General features: G+C 42.5%; 11 protein-coding genes. 5 read left to right on the forward strand and 6 right to left on the reverse strand.

Going from position 1 to position 12,687, the window contains the following annotated elements:
* The 5 genes from trpB to QNK26_RS06870 all read right to left on the reverse strand — a co-directional run.
* Positions 1-825: tryptophan synthase subunit beta (gene trpB / locus QNK26_RS06850; RefSeq protein ID WP_319221754.1), on the reverse strand; the 825-nt coding region annotated here is incomplete at its 3' end.
* Between the two features lie 11 nt (positions 826-836).
* Entirely contained in the window at positions 837-2,225 is a 1,389-nt protein-coding gene (gene trpCF / locus QNK26_RS06855; RefSeq protein WP_319221756.1) for a bifunctional indole-3-glycerol-phosphate synthase TrpC/phosphoribosylanthranilate isomerase TrpF, read from the reverse strand.
* Between the two features lie 54 nt (positions 2,226-2,279).
* Complete coding sequence (trpD, locus tag QNK26_RS06860) at positions 2,280-3,320, reverse strand: anthranilate phosphoribosyltransferase (RefSeq protein WP_319221758.1); 1,041 nt, start codon at positions 3,318-3,320, stop codon at positions 2,280-2,282.
* Positions 3,321-3,324: 4 nt separating this feature from the next.
* The gene (locus QNK26_RS06865; RefSeq protein WP_319221760.1) at positions 3,325-3,930 is read right to left on the reverse strand and encodes an aminodeoxychorismate/anthranilate synthase component II; all 606 of its coding nucleotides are present in this window, start codon (positions 3,928-3,930) and stop codon (positions 3,325-3,327) included.
* 10 nt (positions 3,931-3,940) lie between these two features.
* Entirely contained in the window at positions 3,941-5,572 is a 1,632-nt protein-coding gene (locus QNK26_RS06870) for an anthranilate synthase component 1 (protein WP_319221761.1), read from the reverse strand.
* 345 nt (positions 5,573-5,917) lie between these two features.
* Here QNK26_RS06870 and rnm point away from each other — a divergent pair, with 345 nt between their 5' ends.
* From rnm to rluB, 5 genes are all read left to right on the forward strand, one after another.
* A complete protein-coding gene (rnm, locus tag QNK26_RS06875) occupies positions 5,918-6,790 on the forward strand; it encodes an RNase RNM (RefSeq protein WP_319221762.1) in 873 nt (290 codons plus the stop codon).
* Between the two features lie 72 nt (positions 6,791-6,862).
* On the forward strand, positions 6,863-7,483 hold the full coding sequence (locus QNK26_RS06880; protein WP_319221764.1) for an L-threonylcarbamoyladenylate synthase: 621 nt from the start codon (positions 6,863-6,865) through the stop codon (positions 7,481-7,483).
* 3 nt (positions 7,484-7,486) lie between these two features.
* On the forward strand, positions 7,487-8,272 hold the full coding sequence (locus QNK26_RS06885; RefSeq protein ID WP_319221766.1) for a segregation and condensation protein A: 786 nt from the start codon (positions 7,487-7,489) through the stop codon (positions 8,270-8,272).
* A gap of 15 nt (positions 8,273-8,287) precedes the next feature.
* Entirely contained in the window at positions 8,288-8,854 is a 567-nt protein-coding gene (gene scpB / locus QNK26_RS06890) for an SMC-Scp complex subunit ScpB (RefSeq protein WP_413816351.1), read from the forward strand.
* Between the two features lie 58 nt (positions 8,855-8,912).
* On the forward strand, positions 8,913-9,920 hold the full coding sequence (gene rluB / locus QNK26_RS06895) for a 23S rRNA pseudouridine(2605) synthase RluB (RefSeq protein ID WP_319221768.1): 1,008 nt from the start codon (positions 8,913-8,915) through the stop codon (positions 9,918-9,920).
* 87 nt (positions 9,921-10,007) lie between these two features.
* Here the strand turns inward: rluB and QNK26_RS06900 are convergent, their stop codons facing one another.
* Positions 10,008-12,536, reverse strand: coding sequence for a cache domain-containing protein (locus tag QNK26_RS06900; RefSeq protein ID WP_319221769.1), 2,529 nt, complete (start codon positions 12,534-12,536; stop codon positions 10,008-10,010).
* Between the last annotated feature and the right edge of the window lie 151 nt (positions 12,537-12,687).

A 12,687-nucleotide genomic window follows, 5' to 3' on the forward strand; every position in this document is an offset into this window, starting at 1 on the left:
GTTAGTACCTTCAGCAATTGGTGCGCCATGTTCACCAGAAGCAATGCCTTTACCTGCAGGTTCAACGCCATACAGTTTCACGCCTTCTTCTTCGATAAAGTCGTTGAAGATACCAATCGCGTTTGAACCACCTCCTACACAAGCAATCACAGCGTCGGGTAGGCGACCTTCCGCTTTTAAGATCTGCTGTTTGGCTTCTTCACCAATCATTTTTTGGAATTCACGTACAATCGTAGGAAATGGGTGAGGACCGGCTGCCGTTCCCAGTAGGTAATGAGCATTCTCATAGTTTGCAGACCAGTCACGCAGCGCTTCGTTACAGGCATCTTTGAGTGTGCCAGCACCAGAATCAACCCCGATAACTTCTGCACCCATTAATTTCATGCGGAATACGTTGGGCTTTTGGCGTTCCATATCTTTAACACCCATGTAGATGCGACATTTCAGACCCAGTAGCGCACAAGCAAGTGCTGATGCAGTACCGTGTTGACCCGCGCCTGTTTCTGCAATGACTTCGGTTTTACCCATGCGTTTAGCAAGCAGAGCTTGACCCAGAACTTGGTTAGTTTTGTGGGCACCACCGTGGAGTAGATCTTCACGTTTTAGGTAGATCTTGGTTTTTGAACCTGCGGTAATGTTACGGCATAGCGTCAACGGCGTTGGACGACCTGCGTATTCATTTAACAGTTGCTGAAATTCTGCTTCAAATGCAGGATCATTTTGTGAATCGATAAATGCATCTTCTAATTCATCTAATGCAGGTATTAAGATTTGCGATACGTATTGGCCGCCGAATTCGCCAAAAAAAGCATTAAGTTTTGCCATGATAAGTTCCTTTAATAATGTCTAAGCGCGCTAAATGCCGCGATAATTTTGTTTATATCTTTAATACCAGGTGCTGATTCTAATCCTGAGTTTAAATCCAAGCCTAAGCAGCCGAGTTTTGCTGCGTCTTGTACGTTATCAGGGGTTAAACCACCTGCCAGCATAACTTGACTGCAATTTTCAGGGGTTAATAACGACCAATCAAATGTTTGTCCTGTGCCACCTGATTGCCCTGCTATCTTACTATCCACTAAATGACGATCAACCTTGGTGGTGTCTAACGTTGGAGCTTGTTGGCTGACACCGTGGGCCTGCCAAATTTGAATGTTGTCATCGAGTAAGACGCGTAACATCGCAATGTAACTGGCGTCTTCGCTGCCGTGCAGTTGCACTGCGGCTAAACCTAAATGGTTCGCTAGCTGCGCAACAAGGGTGACTTGTTCATCCACAAATACACCCACGTAAGCCAGTGGCGCTGCGGCAATAACGTCTTGCGCAGTTGCTAAATTAACACAACGTGGTGACTTTGGCGCAAAGATCAGCCCACCGTAAATAGCGCCTTGTTCGTAAGCTACTTTGGCATCTTCTGGACGTGTTAGACCGCAGACTTTATTGTCGCCTAAAATCAACCGGCGACAAGCTAAATCGACATTGTCTTGTGACATTAACGAACTGCCGACTAAAAAGCCGTTTGCGTAGTTGGCCAAATCACGCACTTGCTGGTTATTGTAAATCCCCGATTCTGAAATGATGATACGATCAGCAGGGATCTTCGGCGCAATTTCTTTGGTTCGATTAAGGTCAATTGACAGGTCACGCAAGTCGCGGTTATTTATACCTATCACTTTTGCATCTAAGGCTATTGCACGTACTAGCTCTTCTTCGTTGCTGACTTCGGTAAGCACGCCCATATTAAGGCTGTGCGCTACTTTCGCTAAGGCAATATATTCAGCGTCATCTAATACTGACAGCATCAACAGCGTTGCATCTGCTTGATGTAAACGCGCTAAGTAAATCTGGTATTCATCAATGATGAAGTCTTTACAGATCACTGGTTGCGTGACGATACTACGTACTTTCGTTACGTACTCAAAGTCACCTTGGAAGTATTTTTCATCGGTTAATACTGAGACTGCGGCGGCATAATTTTTGTAAACACCAGCAATTAAATCTAAATCAAATTCGGGACGAATTAAGCCTTTTGAAGGTGATGCTTTTTTACATTCCAGAATAAACTTGGTCGGCTTACCTGATAACGCGGCATAAAAATCACGATCTGTCGGTACCAGTTCAGCAATAAAACTCGCGAGTGGTTGGCTGGCTTTACGCGTAGCAACCCAAGTTACTTTATCGTCAACAATATTACCGAGAATGGTTTGCTGTAATTCTTGCGTTAACATTTATGCTTCCTCTTAAATTCTGCTATTAAGTTCATCGCTAAAGCTCAGTACTGACTAAGCCTGCTGGCTTTTTAGTGCTAGCTGCTTGATTAACGCTAATGCGCTGCCATTGTCAATTGCGGCCATTGCTAATGCGGTGCCGTGTTTAAAGTCTGTTGCTATCTCTGCAACCACTAACAATGCCGATACGTTGATGGCGACTGCCGCTTTTTGTGCATCACTGCCGTGACCTGATAGTAAGCGTTCGATAATGACTTTATTTTCTGCCGCATCACCGCCACGTAACTCTGATACGTCATAACGTTCGACCCCAAAATCTGCCGGACTCAAGGTGTACTCGCTGATCATGCCGTTATTCAGCTCGGCTACTTTAGTTTCACCGTGTAGGGCAACTTCATCTAGACCACTACCATGCACGATTAAAGCTCGTTGTACGCCAAGTTTATCCATGGTTTCAGCGATAGGATTAATTAAGCATTCATCATAAACACCCATCAATTGTACTTGTGGGCGGGTAGGGTTCAGCAGTGGACCTAGTACATTAAAGATGGTGCGAGTTTTTAATGCTTGGCGTACAGGCATCGCATGGCGAATGCCGGCATGGTATTGCGGCGCGAATAAAAAACAAATACCTAATTCATCAAGACAGGCTTTTGCTTGCTCTGGGGTTTGGCTAAGGTTAATACCAAAGGCTTCAAGTAGGTCGGAAGAACCGGATTTACTTGATACACTGCGGTTACCATGTTTGGTCATTTTTAAGCCACAAGCAGCCGCGACAAAGGCAGCTGTTGTCGAGATATTGATGGTGTTCATGTTATCACCACCGGTACCACAGCAATCGGCATGCAGTTCATCTATTGCTGGAAACGGAGTGGCTGCGGCCAATAATGCTTGCGCGGCACCGGCAATTTCATCGGGTTGTTCACCGCGAATTTTTAATGCAGTAAGTACTGATGAAAGTACGATAGGATCCATTTCACCTTTTACAACCGCGGTAAATACAATTTCAGACTCTGCGCGAGTCAGTACTTGATTCGCATATAACTTCTCTAGAATGTCTTCGATTGTTGGTGTTACTGTATTGATATGTTCCATTGACCTACTCCTTAGGACTCGTAACTGATGCTGTTGCCCATGCTAGGGTATTTTTTAACAGCTCGGCGCCTTCACTGGTTAATATTGATTCTGGATGAAATTGAAAACCAATGACTTTGTCTTCAGTTTGAATAACTGCCATTGGCATACCGTTAAACTCCGCATTAACGGTTAATATTTCTGGTACTTGAGTTGCTACTAATGAGTGATAACGAGCCACGGGTAACGGCTGGCTTAACCCTGCAAACATTAACTGACCATCATGCTTAATCGATGATGCTTTACCGTGCATGATCTCTTCTGCACGGCCAACCACGCCACCATATTGTTGCACCAGTGCTTGATGACCTAAACAGATGCCAATTATTGGATATTGACCACGGCACAAGCGAATCAGTTCCAACAAACAACCGGCTTCAGATGGATTGCCTGGACCCGGTGAAAGTACCACAACTGGGTTGTTCTCACACTGGTCTATTTGCTGTTTTATTGCTTCGGCGCTAATGCTATTACGGTAAATCTTAACCTCATGACCTAGGCTGCGAAATTGATCGACTAGGTTGTAAGTAAAAGAGTCAAAGTTGTCTAATAAAAATAAAGTGTTGCTCATGTTGCCTCCGTTACTTAGCGCTGTTAGTTGTTGAATTATTTTCTGCTTTCATAATGGTTGCTAACGATGAGCCTTGCGCCAGTGCTACTGCATTTAATACGGCAGCGGCTTTACTGCGGGTTTCATCGGCTTCTGCTTGTGGGTTAGAGTCGTAAACCACGCCTGCGCCTGCTTGAACATAGGCAATATTATCTTTAACAAAGGCTGAGCGAATGACAATACAAGTATCCATGGTACCGTCTCCAGTCAGGTAACCCACCGCACCACCATAACTGCCACGGCGTTGTTGTTCAACTTGACGAACCAGTTCTGCTGCGCGGATCTTTGGTGCACCCACTAAGGTCCCCATGTTCATACACGCTTGGTATGCATGCAGAGCATCAAGGTCGTTACGCAGTTTACCTTTCACGCGAGACACTAAATGCATCACGTAACTGTATCGATCCACGTTCAATAAGTTGGCCACATAACGAGTGCCAGGCTGACTAATTCGCGCCACATCATTACGGGCTAAATCAACCAGCATAATGTGTTCAGCGGTTTCTTTTTTGTCTTGGCGCAATTCGAGCTCGATACGGCCATCTAAGTCTGGGCAAATTGAACCATCAGCACGGAAACCACGGCGACGTGTACCGGCAATCGGATAAATTTCAACGTCATTGCTTTGCGCGTCATATTTCAGCGCGCTTTCTGGCGATGCACCAAATAATACAAAGTCTGAATCGTTTAGGTAGAACATATACGGACTGGCATTGGTTTGTTTGAGTTTGGCATACGCCGCTAATGAATCGGGACAAGGTAAGTTAAAGCAGCGTGACGGTACCACTTGGAAGATGTCACCTTTGCGAATGTAGTCTTTTAAATCTTCTACCGTGGCACAAAATTCACCGTCGCTAATATCCACCTTGAGTGTTAACGCGGCCGCTTTAATATCTGGAACGGCGGTTAATAGCGTTGCACATTCCGCTTGAATATGAGCTAACTTCACTTGGGTTTCATTAAGCGCAGTTGCAAAGTGCTGGCCACCAAATACACTACCTATTAATTTTGATTGTTGGGTTTGGCGATCAATCACAATTAAGGTTTCAGCAATGTAGAATACAAAGTCAGGACAAATGTTAGCGCCATCTGGCACACTTGGTAGCTGCTCGACACTGGCAATCATGTCATAAGCGAAACAACCGCCTAAAAATAGCGCTTCATGAAATGGCGTTTCTGGCATGACGCGATTGATAATAGTACGTAGCGCATCGAAAGGTGACGATGATTGTAAGCGAGAATCTTCGTCAAGGCTGTCATCGGTTGGTGCGAACGTTAAAGCGAGCTTATTAGGACTCTGAGCGGTGATAACATCGTGGCCAAATTGGGTTTTAAATTCATCAGCTAAGAACGGTAGCAGGTTCTCGCCATTCAGGGTTAATGCGGTGAATTCAACCGAGCGCCCAAAACAGGCAATCTTAACGGCGGCATCCAGCAAAATTAAACTTTGCAGTGCCGTTTTGGTCACAATATCGGCCGATTCTAATAATAAGCTGTTACCGCTTGGACGATACATGTGGCGATAGAATGCAAGGGGATCGTCAATGTGACTACAATCTTGCTGAATCGAATGTAATTTACCTGGCGCTAATAATTGCGTCATCGCACTTTCCTTGCTTTAGAGTGTTTAAATTTCCAATAAAAAAGCCCGCTTCAATGAAACGGGCTTTAATGTTTGTTATTTTTTGTAGATTTACATTACTGCAGATATCACAAAATCACATGCCCGTTTAAAGAGGAATGTGCCACCACCAACTAATTGTTAGGTTTGTAATATTTTGCATTGCTTCTGTGCCATAAAGTTATCTAATTAGGTTAAACTTATGCGTTTAGGGCTATTATTGTCAATACATTTATTAATTTTTGTTTGAAATTGTTAAATAAAACTTATACTAGGGGCCTTATTGTTCCTTTTGTGACTTTTTACCGCTGGATACGCTCTATTTTTATGATTTACGATCTACATTCTCATACTACAGCCTCTGATGGCTCTTTAAGTCCAGCTGAGTTGGTACAACGTGCGGTTGAACATCGTGTCAATGTGTTAGCGATTACCGACCACGATACCACTGATGGCTTACAAGAAGGGCATGATACGATTGCTGCACTCGAATTACCGCTGACTTTAATCAATGGTGTTGAGGTCTCGACTAACTGGCAAAACCATGAAATTCATGTGGTTGGGTTAAATGTAGACCTAGCTAACCCAGAGTTGCAGGCATTTTTAACCGAGCAACGTAATAAGCGTGAAGAGCGCGCCGTTGAAATGGGACATCGTTTAGCCAAAGCACGTATTCCGGATGCGTACGCAGGTGCGAAGCTGCTTGCTGGTGATGCCAGTATCACCCGTAGCCACTTTGCTAAATATCTCGTAGAGCAAGGCGTTGAAAATACTTTTCAAAATGTATTCAAACGTTTCTTAGCCAAAGGTAAGATCGGCTATGTGCCACCCAACTGGGCAACAATTGAACAAACGATAGAAATAATTCATCAATCTGGTGGGCAAGCTGTACTGGCTCATCCGCTGCAGTATAAACTGTCAACTAAGTGGTTTAAAAGATTACTGGCCGCCTTTGAAGAAGCGGGTGGTGATGCCCTGGAAGTGGGACAGCCACAACAAAGTGTTAACGACCGTAGCCTGTTAGCCAGTTATGGTCGCGATTATAATTTATCTGGGTCTGTGGGGTCTGATTTTCATCGACCAAGCAGCTGGACTGAGTTAGGTCGAAATTTATATACCCCTAAAGATTGTATCCCGGTGTGGTCATCTTGGCCTGACGCTGCAATTAAGCCTGCCTCCACAGTGGAGCAAGGTGTTTAAGCATGATTAGTATAAATTAAGTCATCATTAAGTGTATTAGCAGCGGTCATTAACAGTTAAGGAAGCATTATTATGAGTCAGTTTTTTTACGTACACCCTGATAATCCGCAAGCGCGGTTAATCAGTCAAGCCGTTGCTATTTTACGTAACGGTGGCGTGATCATCTATCCGACAGATTCAGGCTATGCGCTGGGTTGTCATCTTGGTGATAAAACCGCGTTAGAGCGTATTTGTCAGATCCGTAAGTTAGATAAAGATCATAACTTTACCTTGTTGTGCCGTGATTTATCGGAACTGTCGTTGTACGCCCGAGTTGATAATCAGGCTTACCGCGCACTGAAAAATAATACCCCTGGTCCATTTACGTTTATTTTTAAAGGTACCAAAGAAGTGCCACGTCGTTTAGTCAACCCTAAGCGTAAAACAATCGGTATTCGTGTGCCTGACAATACTATCGCATTAGCCATATTAGAAGCGCTCGGTGAACCTATGATGTCAACGTCGTTAATCTTACCGGGTAACGAAGGCGCAGAGTTTGATCCAGAAGAGATCCGTGACCAACTTGAAAACCAAGTCGAACTCATCATTAATGGTGGCTATTTAGGTGAGCAAGTGACCACTGTGATTGATTATTCTGAAGGTAATGCAGTGATCCTTCGTCAAGGTGCTGGCGATGCATCCGCTTTTGTTTAACCAGTGGTAGAGTCTAGTACTGCGATTGCCAAGGTTAATGGCGAGCTATTACGTAAAGTTCCCAAGGATTTGTTTATTCCGCCAGATGCGCTGAGTGTATTCTTAGACGCATTTGAAGGGCCGTTAGATTTATTACTGTATTTAATTAAAAAGCAAAAACTCGATATTTTGCAGCTACCTATGCAAAAAATAACTGCGCAATACATGGAATACGTGGACCTGATGACCACGTTGAAAATTGAGCTGGCTGGTGAGTATCTGGTCATGGCGGCACTGCTGGCTGAAATTAAATCGCGTTTGCTGCTCCCCAAATTAGTGATGGCAGAAGAAGAGTTGGACGATCCACGTTTAGTGCTGATCCGACAGCTACAGGAATACGAAATATTTAAAAACGCAGCTGAAAACCTCGATACGCAACCGCGGATCCAGCGCGATATATTTGTTGCTAATGCCCAGCTGCCTGAAAATATTACCACTGCACCGTTATTAGCAGAAGTATCTCTGCGAGACTTGGCGTATAATCTGCAAAAATTACTCAAGAAAGCAGAACACTTTGAGCATCATCAGATCCAACGTGAAGTATTAACTACGCGTGAAAAGATGACTTATATATTGGCCTTACTCCAAGATGGTAAAGTTCGCACTTTCCATCAAGTTATCGATCTTGCAGAAGGCCGACGGGGTATTGTGGTGAGTTTTCTCGCGATCCTTGAGTTATTGAAAGAGTCTTTAATTAGTCTTATTCAGAATAATTCGTTGGGCGAGATATACTTAAGTTTAGCCGAATAAGTATGAGACCTGAGTGTGAATACAACACCTTATAAACAGATTATCGAAGCGGCTATTTTTGTTGCTAAGAAACCGTTATCATTAGCGGCTTTATGCCGTGATGTACTCGGTGATGAAGGTTTAAGTCGTCAGCAAGTCACTGCTTACATTGCCGAGATAACCACAGATTATCAAGGTAAGGGTGTCGAGCTGGTGGAAGTCGCCAGTGGTTACCGCTTTCAAGCGCGTTCCCATTTGACGCCTTGGTTGCAGCGTATGTTGCAAGATAAACCGCCGAAGTATTCGCGTGCGACATTAGAAACATTAGCATTGATTGCTTATCGTCAACCCGTTAGCCGGGGTGACATTGAAGCAGTTCGTGGGGTTGCCGTGAGCAGCCAAACGATCCACACTCTTGAAGAACGGGAGTGGATCAAAGTGATTGGCCGTAAAGAAGTACCGGGACGACCGGCTTTATATGCGACAACCACGCAATTTTTAGATTACTTTGGTATTAAAAGTATTCAAGAATTGCCCCCATTGGATGAAGCTCTGCTGGCTAAATTAGCCGCCATGGATGAAGAAATTGTATTAGATATCTAATACATACAACATTTTATAATTGCGAAATAATATCGTAACTTAATATTTAGGAAAACTGATGAGTGAAAAGCTACAGAAAGTACTAGCACGTGCTGGTTTAGGTTCCCGTCGTGAGATGGAAGCTGTGATCGCAGAAGGCCGTGTCAGCGTTAATGGTGAGATTGTGACATTGGGTAGCCGTGTTGAAGAAACGGATAAAGTTCGTTTTGATGGCAACCCAGTACAAATAATCACAGAAGAAGAAAACGTATGTCGTATTCTTGCTTACCATAAACCTGAAGGTGAGTTATGTACGCGTAAAGATCCAGAAGGTCGTAAGACCGTATTTGATCGTCTGCCACCACTAAAAGGCGGTCGTTGGATCGCAATTGGTCGTCTAGACATCAATACATCAGGTCTATTACTCTTTACTACAGATGGTGAACTTGCTAACCGTCTAATGCACCCTAGTCACGAAGTAGAACGTGAATACTCTTGTCGTATCTTTGGTGAAGTCACGCCAAAAATCATCCAAAACTTGCGTATGGGTGTTGAGCTAGAAGATGGCCCGGCAAAATTCCAAAAAATTAAAGGTGTTGCTGCCGGTACTGGTGGTGAAGGTCTTAACCAATGGTACAACGTATTATTGAGTGAAGGTCGTAACCGTGAAGTACGTCGTTTATGGGAATCTCAAGGTATTCAGGTAAGTCGCCTTATCCGTATCCGTTATGGTTCTTTAGTACTTGATCGTCGTTTACCACGTGGCGGTTGGTCAGAGCTGGCACTTGATGAGATCAACTATTTACGCGCTATCGTTTCATTACCACCTGAAACCACTGCACGTAACTTAGATCGTAAAGAAACACGTATCCGTCAAGGTCGTATCCGCCGTTCATTGAAAAACAATGAAGCACGTCAGAAGCCGAAGAAAGACGGTCGATTGGGTGGTGAAATTGAAGAAACCAATGAAACTCGTGGTAAAGGTCGTAAGCCTGCTGGTTCTGGTATCCCGATTAACGGTAAGAAACGCCCAGTTAAACAGCGTCACCCTAAAAAAGGTCCAGTAAAGACTCGTACTCGTATGTAATTACAAGTCTCTAATTATAAGAGCACAGACTTTACTGCATAACGCGTTATCCCTGCCAGCTAATCGGCATTGGGATAGCGCGTTTTTTTATACTATTATTTTACACTCATCACTTGTCAATGAATCACTTGATTGCTGTGAATAATTGGCTATGAGAGCGGCTAATGGCAGGGGTTTATCAAAATAATAGCCTTGCACTAAGTCACACCGATAATGACGCAGACGCTCATACTGTTCTTTTGTTTCGACCCCTTCGGCGATAACCGTTAGATCACAAAGTTGACCAATCGCGATAATTGTTTTGACCAAGGATTCACTTTGATCGTTCGTAAGCAGCTTTTCGATAAATGAGCGATCAATTTTTATTTCATCGATCGGCAGATTACTCAAGTAGCTTAAAGATGAGTATCCTGTACCAAAGTCATCAAGAGATAATTTCAGGCCGCTATCTCGGATAGATTGTAAAATGGGCTGAACTTTAGCCAAATCATTAATTAGCACGTTTTCAGTGATCTCTAACGTAATAAGACGGGTATCAACAGCCATGTCATTGGTTATCTTAATTAGATTGCTAACAAAATGGGGTTCCATCAATTGCTTAGGGGAAATGTTAATGGATAATTGCAGCTGAATGTCACTGCCGCGATTAAACCGCAAAATATCAGGCAATGACTTTTCAATAACGAAACGACCTATTTCGTTGATAATACCCACATCTTCAGCAACTTGAATGAACTCCACTGGCGAGACATGTCCCAACTTGGCGTTATGCCAGCGAACTAATGCCTCAACACCGTAAATTTTCCCTGTCGCCACATCAATTTGTGGTTGATAGAGCACATCTAATTCATTATTTGTTACCGCTAAGTGTAATTCGGACTCGAGTAATAGATCCCGTTGTACTTGGGTATTAATAGTTTCATTAAAGAATAAATAATTACCCTTTTGTTGTGATTTTGATTTATACAGGACTATATCAGCCTTGCTAATCAGTTGTTCGCTAGCATCACCATCATCTGGATACATCGCAACACCGATACTGCAACTTGAGTAAATTGATTTACCATTAATAACAAAGCTTTGTTTGAAGATCTCACATATGCGTTCAACTTTGTTTTCGGCATCAGCCAAACTGTCTAACATGGGGAAGCAGAAAATAAACTCGTCGCCACCAAAACGCGCCACACTATCACCAGCAGCTAACGTTTGGTTAAAAATAGTGCCGAGTGTCGAGAGTAATTTATCGCCAGTAGAGTGCCCATACAGATCATTTATTTTTTTAAAATCATCGAGGTCGACAAACATGATGGCTAATTTTTTATTATTTTTCTTGGATAGAGCAATGCCTTTTTCTATTCGAATATCGAGTAACATGCGGTTTGGTAATTGCGTTAATGCATCGTGTAATGCTTGATATTGCAATTGCTCTTTAACGTTATTTAACTCAGAAAAATCAGCGCTAATTTTACTCTCGTACAAAGCAAAACGGCGACTTAAATAATTTGCTAAAACAAGTGATAACGTAACAAAAAATAAGGTGACTAATAAACTCAACCATAAAATTTTGGAGAATTCACTTTTATGCTGTTGTCCAATGGCTTTTTCACGTGTAGCAAGGTAATTTTCAATTTCGCTAATGTATACCCCAGAGCCTATTGCCCATTCCCAGTCTGTTAACCCCATGATATAACTTATTTTATCGGCTGGTTCAGAGCTGTTCGGTATCACTGAACTAATATAATGCAGGTAATCTTCGCCTTGCTTTGCCACGTTTATAATCTGCGGTACTATTGCCACACCTTGCTCGTTAACAATGTTATACCTATTCGTCCCTTCAAAGTCTTTCTGATAATGGGACAAATAATTTCCCTGATAATCAATCACAAAAATATAGCCGTTGTTACCATAACGTATCTTTGCAATCTTCTGTAATAGGCGTTGTTTAATGTCATTTTCGACATCTATAACATATTCACCAGTGCCAATGAACCAATCATAAGGCGAGAAACGCTTAGCAAAGCCAATTTTTTCAAATTCTTGATTTTTATTTTGTGGTTTCACAAACCACCATCGGGAAAAACCTTCGTCTTCATTTGTCGTCAATTCAGCCAAGTTACGAACAACGTAATTGCCCCTCACATCTTGAATATCCCACTTTGACGTGCCCTCGAATTTTGGCAAACTCGGGTGCATGACGTTAAGACCATTGGTTTTATAAATGAAATAATAACCGCGCCCCTGATTAAAACGAATATTTCTCAGCGCATCGGTAATTAATTTGGTGACTTGGGCTTCTGATTTATGCTTATTTTCTGCATAAATGTTGCTGGCAATACGATGAGCCTGATAAACACGTTTTTTTATATCTTCTTTGAGTAAGGCTGTCGTATTATTTTTTTCGTAAGTGATCTGCTGAAAAAGTTGTTTAACCTGATATTTGACGAGAGCTTTTTCTTTTTTTATAAAATCTTGACGCAGTGTTTTTATATCATTACTTAGCGCTGTTTGATTATTGTTAATAACAATAATATTAACCAAAATAGCAAAGGTAATGGCGATAATAGGAGGGATTATTTTAATTAACCGCAGTATCTTAATGTCATGAGTTATTTTCATTGAATACTTTACGGTTAATTAACAGTACTTAGCAATATAATGAAAACTGATAAAAAAAGAAAGGTGTTCAGGTCCAATAAATTGTAAACCAGCTCTTGTTTGACCAGACACGTAGTTTCTGGAAATAAATGTTTGGCTGAATTGAATTTAA

The sequence above is a fragment of the Moritella sp. genome (assembly GCF_033791185.1).
GTDB lineage: Bacteria > Pseudomonadota > Gammaproteobacteria > Enterobacterales > Moritellaceae > Moritella.